The 15,462-nt window shown below is 60.2% G+C and carries 13 protein-coding genes and 1 riboswitch; of the genes, 5 read left to right on the plus strand and 8 right to left on the minus strand.

Annotated features, from left to right (window positions below; genetic code table 11):
- Positions 1 to 48: 48 nt before the first annotated feature.
- A complete protein-coding gene (locus BT199_RS20795; protein WP_072435385.1) occupies positions 49 to 768 on the minus strand; it encodes a 16S rRNA (uracil(1498)-N(3))-methyltransferase in 720 nt (239 codons plus the stop codon).
- An 88-nt stretch (positions 769 to 856) separates the two neighbouring features.
- Positions 857 to 2,263: an adenosylmethionine--8-amino-7-oxononanoate transaminase gene (locus BT199_RS20800; protein ID WP_072435386.1), complete on the minus strand. Its 1,407-nt coding sequence runs from the start codon at positions 2,261 to 2,263 to the stop codon at positions 857 to 859.
- 272 nt (positions 2,264 to 2,535) lie between these two features.
- Here BT199_RS20800 and BT199_RS20805 point away from each other — a divergent pair, with 272 nt between their 5' ends.
- Both BT199_RS20805 and BT199_RS20810 read left to right on the plus strand, forming a co-directional pair.
- Entirely contained in the window at positions 2,536 to 3,087 is a 552-nt protein-coding gene (locus tag BT199_RS20805; protein WP_014720299.1) for a cytochrome b, read from the plus strand.
- Between the two features lie 32 nt (positions 3,088 to 3,119).
- Positions 3,120 to 3,719, plus strand: coding sequence for a YceI family protein (locus tag BT199_RS20810; protein ID WP_014720298.1), 600 nt, complete (start codon positions 3,120 to 3,122; stop codon positions 3,717 to 3,719).
- A gap of 142 nt (positions 3,720 to 3,861) precedes the next feature.
- Here the strand turns inward: BT199_RS20810 and BT199_RS20815 are convergent, their stop codons facing one another.
- The 5 genes from BT199_RS20815 to ahcY form a co-directional block, all read right to left on the minus strand.
- Positions 3,862 to 5,745, minus strand: coding sequence for an RNA helicase RhlE2 (locus tag BT199_RS20815; protein WP_072435387.1), 1,884 nt, complete (start codon positions 5,743 to 5,745; stop codon positions 3,862 to 3,864).
- 222 nt (positions 5,746 to 5,967) lie between these two features.
- Complete coding sequence (locus BT199_RS20820; RefSeq protein ID WP_072435388.1) at positions 5,968 to 6,771, minus strand: substrate-binding periplasmic protein; 804 nt, start codon at positions 6,769 to 6,771, stop codon at positions 5,968 to 5,970.
- A gap of 63 nt (positions 6,772 to 6,834) precedes the next feature.
- Positions 6,835 to 7,917: a hypothetical protein gene (locus tag BT199_RS20825; protein WP_072435389.1), complete on the minus strand. Its 1,083-nt coding sequence runs from the start codon at positions 7,915 to 7,917 to the stop codon at positions 6,835 to 6,837.
- Between the two features lie 79 nt (positions 7,918 to 7,996).
- Complete coding sequence (gene metF / locus BT199_RS20830) at positions 7,997 to 8,842, minus strand: methylenetetrahydrofolate reductase [NAD(P)H] (RefSeq protein WP_072435390.1); 846 nt, start codon at positions 8,840 to 8,842, stop codon at positions 7,997 to 7,999.
- Positions 8,843 to 9,020: 178 nt separating this feature from the next.
- Positions 9,021 to 10,430: an adenosylhomocysteinase gene (gene ahcY / locus BT199_RS20835; protein WP_003194990.1), complete on the minus strand. Its 1,410-nt coding sequence runs from the start codon at positions 10,428 to 10,430 to the stop codon at positions 9,021 to 9,023.
- Positions 10,431 to 10,451: 21 nt separating this feature from the next.
- Positions 10,452 to 10,558: riboswitch (S-adenosyl-L-homocysteine riboswitch) on the minus strand.
- 199 nt (positions 10,559 to 10,757) lie between these two features.
- Between ahcY and BT199_RS20840 the strand changes: the two genes are divergently transcribed.
- The 3 genes from BT199_RS20840 (at position 10,758) to BT199_RS20850 (ending at position 14,144) form a co-directional block, all read left to right on the plus strand.
- Positions 10,758 to 11,162 carry an acyl-CoA thioesterase gene (locus tag BT199_RS20840; RefSeq protein ID WP_003194988.1) on the plus strand — a complete coding sequence of 135 codons (405 nt, stop codon included), beginning with the start codon at positions 10,758 to 10,760 and terminating at the stop codon, positions 11,160 to 11,162.
- Between the two features lie 100 nt (positions 11,163 to 11,262).
- Positions 11,263 to 13,182: a patatin-like phospholipase family protein gene (locus BT199_RS20845; protein WP_072435391.1), complete on the plus strand. Its 1,920-nt coding sequence runs from the start codon at positions 11,263 to 11,265 to the stop codon at positions 13,180 to 13,182.
- A gap of 71 nt (positions 13,183 to 13,253) precedes the next feature.
- Positions 13,254 to 14,144, plus strand: coding sequence for a formate/nitrite transporter family protein (locus BT199_RS20850; protein WP_014720292.1), 891 nt, complete (start codon positions 13,254 to 13,256; stop codon positions 14,142 to 14,144).
- A gap of 19 nt (positions 14,145 to 14,163) precedes the next feature.
- Here BT199_RS20850 and BT199_RS20855 read toward each other — a convergent pair whose 3' ends face one another.
- On the minus strand, positions 14,164 to 15,453 hold the full coding sequence (locus tag BT199_RS20855; RefSeq protein ID WP_256204039.1) for a cation:dicarboxylate symporter family transporter: 1,290 nt from the start codon (positions 15,451 to 15,453) through the stop codon (positions 14,164 to 14,166).
- Positions 15,454 to 15,462: the final 9 nt, after the last annotated feature.

A 15,462-nucleotide genomic window follows, 5' to 3' on the forward strand; every position in this document is an offset into this window, starting at 1 on the left:
ATCGCAGGCAAGCCAGCTCCCACAGTTGATTGGGTTTACAGGGTGAGGTTAGAAGTCGCCCCAGAGTTGTTGGGCGACGGAGAGTGCGACGACGGGGGCGGTCTCGGTACGCAACACCCGCGGGCCGAGGCGAGCGGCGTGGCAGCCGGCGTCTTGGGCGGTCGCGACTTCATTATCGGTGAGCCCCCCTTCGGGACCGATCAAGAACGCCAGGCTCGATGGCTTGGCGTGGCTGATCATCGGCTCTGCCACCGGGTGCAGCACCAGCTTCAAGTCCGCCTCGGTTTGCTTGAGCCAGTCTGCCAGCAAGAGCGGAGGGTGAATCACCGGCACCGTTGAGCGCCCACATTGCTCGCACGCGCTGATTGCCACCTGGCGCCAGTGCAGCAAGCGCTTGTCGGCGCGTTCGTCCTTGAGGCGTACCTCGCAGCGGTCGCTGAAGATCGGTGTGATCGCGTTGACGCCCAATTCAGTGGCCTTCTGGATCGCCCAGTCCATGCGCTCGCCCCGGGACAGGCCCTGGCCGAGGTGAATATGCAGGGGCGATTCGGCTTGGCCGGCAAAGCTATCGGTGAGTTGCACGGTGACGCGTTTTTTACCGACTTCCAGCAAGGTGCCACTAAACTCCTGGCCAGAGCCGTCGAACAGTTGCACGGCATCGCCTTCACCCATGCGCAACACACGGCTGATGTAATGCGCCTGGGCTTCGGGCAGTTCGTGATCGCCGAGGCTCAGCGGGGTGTCGGTGAAAAAGCGGGACAGTCTCATTTCTGTTCTCTGAAGAAGTTTATGTAGGCGCAGCGGCGCGCCTGGAATGCCTTCGCGAGCAAGCTCGCTCCTACAAGGATTTAGGCAATCAACCCGGATCACGGAAGCCTGGATGGAAATCTTTCGGCACCGCCACACTGACCTTGCTGTTGGTGGCGATATCGATCCCCTCGCTGGCCACCTCGGCCAGAAAGTCGATCTGCTCGGGGGTAATTACATAAGGCGGCAGGAAATACACCACGCTGCCCAACGGCCGCAGCAGCGCACCGCGCTCCAGCGCGTGCTCGAAGACCTTCAGGCCACGGCGCTCCTGCCACGGGTAGGCGGCCTTGGTGGCTTTGTCCTGCACCATCTCGATAGCCAGCACCATGCCGGTCTGGCGCACTTCCGACACGTGAGGATGGTCCACCAAGTGCACGGTGGCGGTCGCCATGCGCTGGGCCAGGGCCTTGTTGTTCTCGATGACGTTGTCTTCTTCAAAGATATCCAGCGTTGCCAACGCCGCCGCACAGGCCAGCGGGTTGCCGGTGTAGCTGTGGGAGTGCAGGAAGGCGCGCAGTGTAGGGTAGTCATCGTAGAACGCGCTGTAGACGTCTTCCGTGGTAACCACCGCCGCCAGCGGCAGGTAACCGCCGGTAAGGGCCTTGGACAAGCACAGGAAGTCCGGGCGGATGCCGGCTTGTTCACAGGCAAACATACTGCCGGTGCGGCCGAAGCCCACGGCGATTTCGTCGTGGATCAGGTGCACGCCGTAGCGGTCGCAGGCTTCGCGCAGCAGCTTGAGGTACACCGGGTGGTACATCCTCATGCCACCGGCGCCCTGGATCAGTGGCTCGACAATCACGGCGGCAACGCTGTCGTGGTGGTCGGCCAGGGTCTGTTCCATGGCCAGGAACATGGTGCGCGAGTGTTCTTCCCAGCTCATGCCTTCGGGGCGCAGGTAGCAGTCCGGGCTCGGCACTTTGATCGTGTCGAGTAGCAGCGCCTTGTAGGTCTCGGTAAACAGCGGCACGTCGCCCACCGACATCGCGGCGATGGTTTCGCCGTGGTAGCTGTTGGTGAGGGTGACAAAGCGCTTTTTGTTCGGCTGGCCGCGGTTGAGCCAGTAGTGGAAGCTCATCTTCAGCGCCACTTCGATGCAGGACGAACCGTTATCGGCGTAGAAGCAGCGGGTCAGCCCTTCGGGCGTCATCGCGACCAGGCGTTCGGACAACTCGATCACCGGTTGATGGCTGAAACCAGCGAGGATCACGTGTTCAAGCTGATCGACCTGGTCCTTGATGCGCTGGTTGATACGCGGGTTGGCGTGGCCGAATACGTTGACCCACCAGGAACTGACGGCATCGAGGTAGCGCTTGCCTTCGAAGTCTTCCAGCCATACGCCTTCACCGCGCTTGATGGGCACCAGCGGCAGTTGCTGATGGTCTTTCATCTGGGTGCAGGGATGCCACAGCACCGCGAGGTCGCGTTGCATCCACTGGTTGTTCAAGCCCATCGGTGATCTCCTCGAAGCGGTCCTGCGGCGGGCACAGGCGAAACAATCGCGCAAGCCTATGCAATGGTGGCTCGGGTCACAAGCCATTGTGGGGAAATTCGCAGTAAATGCAGGACGGTCTGTCACTTTTCCCAGGGATAGTCTTAATCCCTTGTTAATTTATGATGCCTAGCCTCTTTATCGTATTTCTCGATATTTCAAAGCAAAATTTTCCGCTTTAATTCGATAGGTAAAGCGCTAGTCTTGGGCACAGTTCTTACGGGATTAAGTACATGCAGCTACGTAATTCGCCGGCCCGCTATGGTTGGGTCAGCATGGTTCTGCACTGGGGCGTAGCCCTGGTGGTGTTCGGTTTATTTGCCCTGGGCTTGTGGATGGTCGGTCTCGATTACTACAGCGCCTGGCGCAAAGATGCGCCCGACTTGCACAAGAGCATTGGCATCACGCTGTTCGCCATCATGCTGGTGCGGATCGTCTGGCGCCTGGTCAGCCCGCCGCCGCCACCACTGGCCAGCTATAGCCGCATGACGCGGATCGGCGCCGCGTTTGGGCACGCGTTCCTTTATGTCGGGCTGTTTGCCGTGATGATTGCCGGTTACCTGATTTCCACCGCAGACGGTGTCGGTATCCCGGTGTTTGGCCTGTTTGAAATTCCTGCCGTGGTTTCCGGTCTACCGGACCAGGCAGATACCGCGGGTTGGGTGCACCTGTACCTGGCCTGGGTGTTGGTGGTCTTCGCCGGCTTGCACGGCGTGGCGGCCCTGAAACACCATTTTATCGATCGTGATGCGACCCTTGCGCGAATGCTGGGACGCAAAGCCTGATGTTCAACCTCGACTCACAAGGAATAGAAAGCATGTTGAAAAAAACACTCGCTGCGCTGGCAATCGGTTCTGCCCTGCTGTCCGCAGGTTCGGCGATGGCCGCTGACTACGTGATCGACAAGGAAGGCCAGCACGCCTTCGTCGATTTCAAAATCAGCCACCTGGGCTACAGCTACATCACCGGTACCTTCAAGGACCTGGATGGCAAGTTCAGCTTTGACGCCGCCAAGCCCGAAGACGCCAAGATTGAAGTCAACGTGCGTACTGCCAGCGTGTTCTCCAACCACGCCGAGCGCGACAAGCACGTCAACAGCAAGGACTTCCTGGAGTCGGGCAAATTCCCTGATGCCAAGTTCGTTTCCACCAGCGTCAAGCCAACTGGCAAAAATGCTGATGGCAAGCTGACTGCTGATGTGACCGGGGACCTGACCTTCCACGGCGTGACCAAGCCGATCCTGGTCAAAGCCACGTTCCTGGGCGAAGGCAAGGATCCATGGGGCGGCTACCGTGCCGGCTTCGAAGGCACCACCAACATCAGCCGCAAGGAATTCAACAAGGACGGCATGGACGTAGGTCCACAGTCTGACAACGTGCAGTTGTACATCACGTTTGAAGGTGTGAAAGCGAAGTAATGCTTCGTATGTAGGAGCGAGCTTGCTCGCGAAGGCCGCAAGGACACCGCGTTAAACCAGGATGCCCGCGTTATCGTTGACGACCTTCGCGAGCTAGCTCCTACAGGCAAAAAAAACCCGTATCTCACGATACGGGTTTTTTTTATGCTTCGCGGTTGCGAGTCAGCAGCGCTGGTTTCTCACCACGAGGGCGGCCTGGCAGTTGATCCAACTGCTCAGGTGTCGGGAAGCGATCCGCTTTCGACTCCTTGTGGATGATCTTCGGCGCCGGGCCACCCCGTGGGTTTTGTACTGCAGGCTCGGACGAGCGAGGCTGATCGTCACGGGCAGGGCGGCGGTTGTTGCTGCGTGAATCTTCGCGACGGGCCTGGCCGTCACGCGGTGCGCCATTACGCGGGCCGCTGCGCTTGGCAGGCGGGGTGCCAGTGGTGCCGCCGCTGCTGTTGCGCGGGGCGTTCTGGCGACCGCCCTGTGGCTGGCCGCTACGTGGAGCGCCTGCGCCCTGGGCAGGAGCCCCTGGACGACGGCCACGGCCCTGGGCCGGTTTGGCCTGGGGCACGTAGTCGACGCGGTTACCGAAGTTATCGATATCGTCGTCAAGGAACTCGTCCGGGGCGCGGTCGGCCGCGGCGCGTGGTGGCTGGCTCGGCTGGCGCTGTTCGCGGGCCGGGGTGCCTTCACGGGGCTTCTGCTCACGGGCCGGGCGTTCGCCACGGCTGCTGCTCGCGGATTTTTCCTTGCCCTTGTCCTTGCCTTTGTCGCGACGACCACCGCCACCACCGCCGCCGTTCGGGCCATCGCCCTTCGGACCACGTGGGTTGCGCGGGTTGCGCACGTCTGGACGCTCGCGCGCTTCTGGCTTCTCGGCCTCCACGGCGCTGGCATCAAAGCCCATCAGGTCGCCATCGGCGATTTTCTGCTTGGTCATGCGTTCGATGCTTTTCAGCAGCTTTTCTTCATCCGGCGCGACCAACGAAATGGCCTCGCCCGAACGACCGGCACGGCCGGTACGGCCGATACGGTGCACATAGTCTTCATCGACGTTTGGCAGCTCGAAGTTGACCACGTGTGGCAACTGGTCGATATCCAGGCCGCGTGCGGCGATATCGGTGGCCACCAGGATACGCACGCTGCCGGCCTTGAAGTCGGCCAGGGCTTTGGTGCGTGCGTTCTGGCTCTTGTTGCCGTGGATGGCGACGGCGGTGAGGCCGTGCTTGTCCAGGTACTCTGCCAGGCGGTTGGCGCCGTGCTTGGTACGGGTGAACACCAGCACCTGTTCCCACGCGCCGTGGGTGATCAGGTGCGCCAGCAGCGAGCGCTTGTGGCTGGCGGCCAGGCGGAACACGCGTTGCTCGATACGCTCGACCGTGGTGTTCGGCGGCGTGACTTCGATGCGTTCCGGGTTATGCAGCAGCTTGCCGGCCAGAGCGGTGATGTCCTGGGAGAACGTTGCCGAGAACAGCAGGTTCTGCCGTTTGGCCGGTAGGCGGGCGAGGACTTTTTTCACGTCATGGACAAAGCCCATGTCGAGCATGCGGTCGGCTTCGTCCAGCACGAGGATTTCCACGTGGGACAAATCGACGCTGCCTTGGCCGCACAGGTCGAGCAAGCGACCCGGGCAGGCTACCAGCACGTCGACACCACGGGACATGGCCTGAACCTGTGGGTTCATGCCGACGCCGCCGAAGATACAGGCGCTGACGAACTTCAAGTCGCGGGCATACAGCTTGAAGCTGTCGTGCACTTGGGCTGCGAGTTCGCGGGTTGGGGTCAGGACCAGTACCCGCGGTTGGCGCGGGCCGTGACGTTGGGATTTGTCCGGGTGACCGTTGGGAAACAACCGCTCCAGGATCGGGAGGGCGAAACCGCCGGTTTTACCAGTACCTGTCTGAGCCGCAACCATCAGGTCGCGACCTTGCAACACGGCGGGAATGGCCCGCTGTTGCACCGGAGTAGGCTCGGTATAGCCCGCTGCCTCGATGGCGCGGACTAAAGCCTCGGAGAGACCGAGGGAAGCAAAGGACATGAGTAATCCTGTTTTAGTTAGGGCTTGGCCCAAAGGGATAATCTTGCCGGGCGTGAATGGCGCTTAGGGGAGCGCAACCCCGTCCGGTCCTGCTGTGTCTGGCGGGCACTCCATCGGCTCGCGCGGGCTGCAAAGCTGCGCAGTAGCTGGGTTGGGTGCCGTTTTCAAGACCCGAGCGGCCGGGCGTAAGCCTGGCGGAAAGGCCGCAGTATAACAGAGCAATCACCGCGCGCTGCTTTCCTGCTGCTCAACGGCGTGTTCGGGGGCTGGTATGGGGGCTGTTTGCTCGTGCATCCGCCCATATTTGGCGCTCAATGTGGCATAGGCGGGCTCTTGCTTGAAGCGCTTGAGCTCGGCGGCAAAGCGTTGCACCAGCAGGTCCATGCCTGCGCCACGGCGTACCGCAAGGAATTGCTGCTGGCGGCTGACCACCACCGACGCCTGGCTGACTTTACCTTCCAGGCCCAGCGCCTTGATCACGTGGTGCCCCACGCGCCGGTCAGTCACCACCATATCGACGCGCCCCAGCATGAGTTTGCCAAAGTTGGCTTCATGGCTGGGGGCGGGTTCGCGCTGGAAGGTGTTGGCCTCACTGAACGCGTCGCCATAAAGGTAACCAGGTGAAACGCCAACCGTCAGGCCGCGCAGGTCGTCGAGCGTGGCGGCGGGGTGAGGGCGTTCGTTGGCATAGAACAAAACGAATTCGACTTCCGACAACGGCTCGCTGGGATAGAGCAGCAACGCGTCGCGCTCCTGGCTGTGAAAGATATCCAGCGCGCCGTCGGCGTGGCCCTGGTCGAGCATCGCCAGGCAGCGCTTCCAGGGCAGGAACTGCCATTGCACCTCCACCCCCAGGCGCTGGAACACGATCAGGGTGGTTTCATAATCCAGGCCGGCCATGGTGCCGTTGTCTTCGTAGACATAGGGCGCCCAGGGTTCGGTGACAATGCGCAGTTTCTCGCCATGAGCGGCCAGGCTCAGGCAAGAAAAAAACACAGCGGTCAACAGCTTGAAGAGGACGGGCATAGCCTGAGGTTACGACGCTCCCCGAAGAAAGAGAAGCTCTGGCACGCGCATTGGCGGGCGGTCTTACTTCGCGGGAGCGTTCAGCAGGTGTTCGTGGATCGCGGCGCGGCGCTCGCCCAGAATCAGGCGCACCAGGGGGTTGGCAAACCAGTGTTCCAACTGGTGTGCATCAAGCGGGCGCTTCTGGCGTTCTTCCTGGTTTTGTCGGGCTTTGTCCCACCAGACCGGACCGCAGGCCTGGTCGAACTCGTTTTCGTGTTCGTAGCAGCCGTAAAGGATTTCGCGGATGAATTGTTGCTGGTGCTTGGGCAGCAGCAGGGTGATCAGCTTGTACATCAAGCGCTGCAAACGCGGCGGGCGCGGCAGGTGCGAGGAGACCTGACGCGTATCGGCCAGGGCCTGCACACTGGTGGGGGCGCTCGCGTGCTTGGCGATCCACGCCTTGACCTTGGCCCGGAACAGCTGTTTGCGGCTCCAGTAATGGTGGATCAGGTCCGGGCACTCGCGCACCTTTACGGTACGGTAGGCGGCGATCGACAGGCAGAACTCTTCCAGGGTGTAGGCGCCTTGGGCATGGGGGAACAGTTCATCCATCAACTCGATGGAGCGGTCGAGGATGTGCGCATCCTGTTGGGTCAGGCCCATGACGCCGGAGTTGAGGGTCATCATGTCATCGTCGGCCACGCCCATGTCCAGCAGGCGCTGACGCAGGGCGGTGTAGAGGATGCTTTCGTGGTTGTCGCCGTACTTGGTGTAAAAGGCGTTGCACAGCAGGGTGCCGGGCTCTACGCGTTCGAACAGGGCCATGGGCGAATGATGGAAGAAGGTGTCAGTGTCGATCAGCAGCGCCACGGGGGATTCTTGCAGGACTTGGCGCAGCACCACGTGCTTGGTGCGAAAGTGATAACCGTGGGGCTCGCTCCAGCGTTTGCGGGTGGCTTCGTCCAGTGGGCGCACGCGCACCGGCAGCAAGCGATAGGGCTCGGGGTTGTCGCTGAATACCTGGATGTCGATGTTCGCATCCGGTGTGTCCTGCAGGAACGCCAGTGCGCTGGCGATGCTGAATACCGCTTCCTGATGGTAGGTGTCGGCGCCGAAGACCAGGTAAACCAGTTGCGGGCGGGACGTCGGGGGCACTGTATTCATGGACTGCGGGGTTCCGTGGGTAACGTAAAACGACAAAGGCCCTCGTCAGAACGAGGGCCTTGGTACAACCGGTCAAGCGTTAACGTGGCAGCTTGAGGTTGTTCCAGATGGCAAGGCTGGGTTCAGCCTGGTTCAGGGTATAGAAATGCAACCCTGGCGCACCACCTTGCAACAATTGCTCACACATCTCGGTGATAACCTGCTCGCCGAACGCCTGGATGCTTTTGACGTCATCGCCATAGGCTTCCAGTTGCTTGCGCACCCAGCGTGGGATCTCGGCGCCGCAGGCGTCGGAGAAGCGCGCCAACTTGCTGTAATTGGTGATCGGCATGATGCCCGGCACGATTGGGATGTTCACGCCCATCGCCCGTACTCGCTCGGCAAAGTAGAAGTAGCTGTCGGCGTTGAAGAAATACTGGGTGATTGCGCTGTCGGCACCGGCATTGGCCTTGCGCACGAAATTCTGCAAATCGTCTTCGAAATTGCGCGCCTGGGGGTGCATCTCCGGGTAAGCGGCTACTTCGACATGGAAGTGATCGCCACTTTCTTCGCGGATGAAGCTCACCAGGTCGTTGGCGTAGCGCAGCTCACCGCTGGCCATGCCCATACCCGATGGCAGGTCGCCACGCAGGGCAACGATGCGCTTGATGCCGGCGGCTTTGTATTGGGTCAGCAGGCTACGCAGGTCGGCCTTGCTGTCGCCCACGCAGGACAGATGCGGAGCGGCGGGAACTTTGACTTCACTTTCCAGCTGCAACACGGTGTTGATCGTGCGATCACGGGTCGAACCGCCAGCGCCGTAGGTGCAGGAGAAGAAGTCAGGGTTGAAGCTGGCCAACTGCTTGGCAGTGGCCATCAGTTTTTCATGCCCAGCATCGGTCTTGGTCGGGAAGAACTCGAAGCTGTAGCGACGGTCTTGGGACATGGTAATACCCTTGGAAACTCGAAAGCCTGGAAGGCATACGCAATCGATGCGGGTGCCTGGCTTTCTGTGGGAGCTGGCTTGCCTGCGATAGCATCAGCTCGGTGTTACTGGAACACCGAGGCGTCTGCATCGCGGGCAAGCCCGGCTCCCACAGAAGAGCCGGCGCCAGCAAGGCCGATCAGTAGCGGTAAGCGTGCGGCTTGAACGGACCTTCAACCGTCACGCCGATGTAGTCGGCCTGGGTCTTGGTCAGTTGAGTCACGACGCCGCCGAAGCCGCGGACCATTTCCAGGGCCACTTCTTCGTCGAGTTTCTTGGGCAGTACTTCCACGGTCAGGCGCTCGGCTTTCTGGGCGGGCGACAGGTCGGCGTACTTCTGTTCGAACAGGAAGATCTGCGCCAGCACCTGGTTGGCGAACGAGCCATCCATGATGCGGCTTGGGTGACCAGTGGCGTTGCCCAGGTTCACCAGGCGGCCTTCGGCCAGCAGGATCAGGTAGTCGTCGTTTTGTGGGTCGAAATCACCAGCGCCGGTACGGTGAACCTTGTGTACCTGCGGCTTCACTTCTTCCCATGCCCAGTTCTTGCGCATGAAAGCTGTGTCGATTTCATTGTCGAAGTGACCGATGTTGCAGACAACGGCGCGCTTCTTCAGGGCCTTGAGCATGTTTGCATCGCACACATTCACGTTACCGGTGGTGGTGACGATCAGGTCGATCTTGCCCAGCAGGGCTGCGTCGATGCAGGCGGAGGTGCCGTCGTTCTGGCCGTTGATGAACGGCGAAACCACTTCGAAACCGTCCATGCAGGCTTGCATGGCGCAGATCGGGTCAACTTCGGAGACCTTGACGATCATGCCTTCCTGACGCAGGGACTGGGACGAACCCTTGCCCACGTCACCGTAGCCGATCACCAGGGCTTGCTTGCCCGACAGCAGGTGGTCGGTGCCGCGCTTGATCGCATCGTTCAGGCTGTGACGGCAGCCGTACTTGTTGTCGTTCTTGCTCTTGGTCACCGAGTCGTTGACGTTGATGGCCGGGATTTTCAGCTCGCCCTTGGCCAGCATGTCCAGCAGGCGGTGTACGCCGGTGGTGGTCTCTTCGGTCACGCCGTGGACGCGGTCGAGGATCTGCGGGTATTTCTTGTGCAGCAACTCGGTGAGGTCGCCGCCGTCGTCAAGGATCATGTTGGCATCCCAAGGCGCGCCATCTTTGAGGATGGTTTGCTCCAGGCACCACTCGTACTCTTCTTCAGTCTCGCCTTTCCAGGCGAATACCGGGATACCGGCAGCAGCGATAGCGGCAGCGGCCTGGTCCTGAGTCGAGAAGATGTTGCACGACGACCAACGCACTTCGGCACCCAGGGCAACCAGGGTTTCGATCAGCACGGCAGTCTGGATGGTCATGTGGATGCAGCCGAGAATCTTGGCGCCCTTGAGCGGCTGCTCAGCGGCGTACTTGCGACGCAGGCCCATCAGGGCCGGCATTTCGGATTCGGCGATAAAGGTTTCGCGACGGCCCCAGGCAGCGAGGGACATATCGGCGACTTTGTAGTCATTGAAATCAGCAGGCGTCATTACAGCGCTCATAGAGAGCCTCCATTCGTAGTGTGCGAATGGGCGCCGTTGTGCGTTTAGTATCAGGCCAAGGCAACCAGGCCGGACAACGCCCCATCCGAGCCTGACAGGTTTAACCTGCTGCAGCGCCCCTCGGACAGGTGGCGGGAGAACGGTATCAATCGAAGATGACCGTTTTGAAACGGAGGCGATTATAGCCGTGTATGTGGCACTTCCCAAGCCTTTCTGTCGGTGGCAATGAAGATCGCGCATGGGGTTGATAGGCAATGGCTCATAGAGCTTGGGCCTGGGCTCTGCCATGATGTTGCCCATCATTTCGCAAGACGCTTTGGAGTGACCATGAACTTCCACACCCGCAAATGGGTAAAACCCGAAGACCTCAACCCCAACGGCACTCTGTTCGGCGGTAGCTTGCTGCGCTGGATCGACGAAGAAGCGGCCATCTACGCGATTGTCCAGCTCGGCAACCAGCGCGTGGTCACCAAGTACATCTCGGAAATCAACTTTGTCAGCGCTTCACGCCAGGGCGACATCATCGAACTGGGCATCACTGCCACCGAGTTCGGCCGCACCTCCATCACCCTGACCTGTGAAGTGCGCAACAAGATCACGCGCAAAAGCATCCTGACCGTGGAAAAAATGGTCTTCGTCAACCTGGGCGAAGACGGTTTGCCGGCGCCCCATGGCCGTACCGAAATCAAGTATGTGAAGGACCAGTTCAAGGACGACAGTCTTCCCGAGTAACAACTGCACGGCGTGATTTGCGTTACCAAATCATTTCACATGGATCTATCCGAGGCTCTCTCATCACTCAGGCCTACACCCTGTAGAGAGAGCCTCGTGTATGAAAGTCTCCAGTTCTGTTGTAGAAAACCAGCCCCCTCTGCCTCGAACCACCGACCAGGATGTAAAGACGCCTCTGGTCAAAGGTGTGGGCGAGCGCAACCTGAGTATTTATCGTCACAGCGATGGACGTGTGGAGGTGGTGCTGTCACCGCCGCCGCCTGCTCACTTGGTGCTCAGTGGCGGTGGCGCCAAGGGCATCGCCTTTCCAGGCATGGTGCAGGCGCTTGAAGAGGCCGACAAACTCAAAGGCGTCAAAGTGGTTTCCGGCTCTTCTGCCGGCGCGATTTCCGCAGCGCTGCTCGCCAGCGGCATGGATGCCAAGGCCTTTACGCAACTGTCGAATAACCTTGACCTGCCCAGCTTGCTCAACAGCAAAGACCCGGTCATGTCTTGGTTGCAGGACGCCAGTTCCAAGCTCGGCAAGCTCGCCGGCAGTTTGCCTGGGCCGGCCGGTAACATCTCTCAACTGTTGCTGACGCTGTTGCCGCGTCTGCAAACCGAGGGGCAGCCTTTGGAGGACTTGATTCGTAACGAGTCACGTAAGTCTGTTCTCGCTCATATCGCGGGCATGCCAGCGGCAAACCGACCGCCCGAGGTCACGGAAATTGCCGACCGGCTAAGCGCTGGCGGAGGGCCGACGTTTCGCGACTTGGAAATTTTGAGCCGGCATATTCCGGCGATCAAGCAACTGAACATCACCGGCACGGGCATGTTCGATGGTCGCCCGCAGTTGGTGACATTCAATGCCAGCCTCACACCGGATATGGATATCGCCCGCGCCGCGCTTATTTCGGGGGCGCTGCCTGGGTTGTTCAAGAGCCCTTCCGAACAGGGCCACGGGTTTCAGGCTGCTTCAGAGGTCACGGCGTTTCAGGACGGTGGTTTGCTCCTCAATACCCCGGCGCCAGGCATTATTGAGCGTTCTTTCCCGGAAAGCCCCCTGGGCAAGGACGAAGCCCTGATCGTCAAGTTCGAGTCTGACAAACCATCAGCCCCCCCAAAAAGCGGAGGTTTTTTCAGCTCCCTGGTCGACACGATCACCGGCACGCCACACACCGCGGCTGAAAGCTATCAGGATGACCGGCTCAAAACGTATTCGGAGCAAACGGTAACGCTGCCACTGAACTCGGGCAAAGGCGACTTTCGCGGCCTGCTCAATGGCACCGTCAACTTCACCATGACCCCTGAGCAGAAACAGCATTTGCAGTCCCAGGCCCGCCAGGCGGTGTCAGGGCATCTGCAAAAACGTGAGCTGGAGCGTGAGCGTCATGAATTCCCCTCGATGAACGACGCCGTGATGGCTATGGATGATCAAATGCTCGCCAGCGTGCAGGTTGATCTGCAAAAGGACCCGGCCGGCGCCGAGGCGTTGCGTTTTCGCAAGGACGCACAGCAGGCGTTACAGGCGTTGGACACTGCGATTGCCGAGGCGAATCAATCCAGCACGTCGCTGGTGATTACGCCAAAAATAGCCTCGGCACTGCGCAATCTAGACGCCCTCGCTCGTAGGCCCGAGGATATCGAATGGCTGGGCAAGCGCCTGAATGCGCCAAGCCAGCGCAATTTTCAGCAACTGCTGCAGGTGGGCGCCAAACTGGCGTCGGGCAATGGCTCAAGCATGTCCAAGGTGTTAACGAGCGCCGTTGGCGAAATGCAAAGACGCGATATTGGGGTAAAGGCAGAGAATTTTATCCGCGAAGTCATTTACCCCTCGCTATACCGTCCTGGCCAACCGGCTGCCAACGTTGAGTTATTGCAACGTGCGGTGCGGGATTTGGGCGAGGCGACGACGCCAGCGGAGTTCAACCGTGTGCTTGATGGCATCGTCAAACATTACCGGGCGCGCAATAAACCCTGGAGTAAACCCTTCAGCTCTACCACCGTGGAGCAGGCCAAGGCCTGGCGTATTCCGGTTTAGTTGCGGTGCTACTGAACAGCCATCGTCGCGGCGTGTCGTAGCTACAGGCACCCCTTGGACTCAGGTACATCATGGCCACTCAAGCAGACGGCAAGACCCCCAACCTGTCGCAGGAAGAGCAGCAAAACGTTGACGAGAACCAGCCGCCTCGCGCGGCTGTATTACACGAAATTATCCGCACCCAGGGCGATCAGGAGCTAGAGCGCAGTGTGGCAGCGTTGTGGTGGTCGGCGCTGGCCGCTGGCCTGACCATGGGCTTGTCGCTAATGGGCATGGGCCTGCTCAATTCACGCCTGCCGGACGGTGATGAATTCAAGGTCATTGCCAGCTTTGGCTATTGCGCAGGCTTTCTCGCGGTGATTCTTGCTCGTCAGCAGTTGTTTACCGAAAACACCCTGACCGCCGTGCTGCCGGTGATGAGCAAACCGACTCTGGCCAACGCCGGGCGCTTGTTACGGCTGTGGACGGTGGTGCTGGTGGGCAACCTGTGCGGCACCTTGCTGGTGGCCTACGTGATGCTGCACCTACCGATCTTCGATACCAAGACCGACCTGGCCTTCCTCGAGATCGGGCGCAAGGTCATGGAGAACGACCCCGCGCAGATGTTCGCCAAGGGCATCGTCTCCGGTTGGATGATCGCCACCATGGTCTGGATGATTCCGTCGATGGAGAGTGCCAAGCTGTGGATTATCATCCTGATCACCTACTTCATGGCACTGGGCGACTTCACCCATATCGTCGTCGGTTCAGCGGAAGTGTCCTACCTGGTGTTTGCCGGCGAGTTGCCGTGGAAGGATTTCTGGCTGGTCTTCGCCGGGCCGACCCTGGCCGGCAACATCATCGGGGGTAGCTTCATCTTTGCGTTGATCAGCCATGCGCAGGTTCGCAGCGAGGCGTCCATGCCTGCTGTTGCTCAATCTCACACACAGGCGAAGCCCCGTCAGGATAAGGGCAAAGTCTGACAGTACCCTGGCTGACGCGTCAGGCCTTGAAGGGCACGCTGGGAGGTTCGCAGGCCAGCGTGCTGTCGGGTGCCTTGAGCTGACCTTCCCAGCGAGCAATTACCAGCGGGGCCAATGCGTTGCCCAGTACATTCAGGGCTGTGACGGGCATATCCATCAGCCGATAGATGCCCGCGATGATTGCCACACCCTCCACGGGAAGCCCGGCCGCGGTCAACGTCGCGGTCAGGATGATAAACATGAAGCCTGGCACGCCCGCCGCGCCCTTTGATGTCAGCACCATGATCAAGACCAGCATGCCTTGATCCGCCAGGCTCAAGTCGATGCCATACGCTTGGGCGATGAACAGCGTGCCGAGTGCGGCAAACAGCGATGCACCATCCAGATTGAACGAGTACCCCAGTGGGATCACCATGCTGGTAATGGGCCGTGGCGCGCCATAGCGCTCCATCTTCTCGATCAGTTGAGGCATGACCGTCGCCGAGGCGGCACTGCTGAAGGCCAGCAGCAGTTCACTACGTATTTCCCGCACCAGGTGAAAAAAGCCGACGCCGGCCAAGCGTGCCACTGCACCCAATACACACAGGGCAAATAAGAGCACCGCGACATAGGTCGTGCCGATCAGTTTGGCCAGCGGCAACAACGCACTGAGGCCAAAGCTGGCGACGGTGACCGCGATCAGGCCGAAAATACCTATCGGCGAGTAATGCATGACCAAGTGGGTGACTTTGAACATGGTGTCGGAGACGCCTTGCATCACGCTGATCAAGGGCGCTTTGCGCTCCTCGGGCAACAACGATAAGGCACAACCGAACAGGATCGCGAAGAACAGCACCGACAGCAGTTTGCCCTGTGACATGGCCAGGACGATGTTATCCGGCACGATCGCCAGCAGTACCTGGCCCAGGTTCTGTGGGGTGCCACTGGAGGCCAGTCCCGTCGCCGGTGCCTGCAGCGTGCTGCCGAATTCGGCGCCCGAGCCGGGCTGCACCACATTGCCAACCAACAGCCCGAAGACGATGGCAATGCTGGTGATGGTGAAGAAGTACACGAAGGTCTTCAGGCCGACGCGACCCAGGGCAGACGGGTTGCCCATGCCGGCGATGCCGACGGTCATGCAGGCAAATACCAGGGGAACGACGATCATCTTCATCAGCTTGATAAACAGGTCGCCAGCCGGTTGCAGCAGATTGTCGATGAACCAGGTTTTTTGCTCGGGGAATTGATTGAGCAGGAGGCCGACGATTATCCCGGCAGCCAGGCCGATCATGATGCGAGTGATAAGACTGGTGGGTTTTCTAGTGGTCATGGGGGTGTC

Source organism: Pseudomonas sp. NFR02, assembly GCF_900119375.1.
GTDB classification, from domain to species: domain Bacteria; phylum Pseudomonadota; class Gammaproteobacteria; order Pseudomonadales; family Pseudomonadaceae; genus Aquipseudomonas; species Aquipseudomonas paracarnis.

Excerpts from the sequence above, each read along its gene's own strand:
- BT199_RS20795 (WP_072435385.1), bottom strand. The coding sequence starts at position 768 with ATGAGACTGTCCCGCTTTTTCACCGACACCCCGCTGAGCCTCGGCGAT.
- BT199_RS20800 (WP_072435386.1), bottom strand. The coding sequence starts at position 2,263 with ATGGGCTTGAACAACCAGTGGATGCAACGCGACCTCGCGGTGCTGTGG.
- BT199_RS20805 (WP_014720299.1), top strand. The coding sequence starts at position 2,536 with ATGCAGCTACGTAATTCGCCGGCCCGCTATGGTTGGGTCAGCATGGTT.
- BT199_RS20810 (WP_014720298.1), top strand. The coding sequence starts at position 3,120 with ATGTTGAAAAAAACACTCGCTGCGCTGGCAATCGGTTCTGCCCTGCTG.
- BT199_RS20815 (WP_072435387.1), bottom strand. The coding sequence starts at position 5,745 with ATGTCCTTTGCTTCCCTCGGTCTCTCCGAGGCTTTAGTCCGCGCCATC.
- BT199_RS20820 (WP_072435388.1), bottom strand. The coding sequence starts at position 6,771 with ATGCCCGTCCTCTTCAAGCTGTTGACCGCTGTGTTTTTTTCTTGCCTG.
- BT199_RS20825 (WP_072435389.1), bottom strand. The coding sequence starts at position 7,917 with ATGAATACAGTGCCCCCGACGTCCCGCCCGCAACTGGTTTACCTGGTC.
- metF (WP_072435390.1), bottom strand. The coding sequence starts at position 8,842 with ATGTCCCAAGACCGTCGCTACAGCTTCGAGTTCTTCCCGACCAAGACC.
- ahcY (WP_003194990.1), bottom strand. The coding sequence starts at position 10,430 with ATGAGCGCTGTAATGACGCCTGCTGATTTCAATGACTACAAAGTCGCC.
- BT199_RS20840 (WP_003194988.1), top strand. The coding sequence starts at position 10,758 with ATGAACTTCCACACCCGCAAATGGGTAAAACCCGAAGACCTCAACCCC.
- BT199_RS20845 (WP_072435391.1), top strand. The coding sequence starts at position 11,263 with ATGAAAGTCTCCAGTTCTGTTGTAGAAAACCAGCCCCCTCTGCCTCGA.
- BT199_RS20850 (WP_014720292.1), top strand. The coding sequence starts at position 13,254 with ATGGCCACTCAAGCAGACGGCAAGACCCCCAACCTGTCGCAGGAAGAG.
- BT199_RS20855 (WP_256204039.1), bottom strand. The coding sequence starts at position 15,453 with ATGACCACTAGAAAACCCACCAGTCTTATCACTCGCATCATGATCGGC.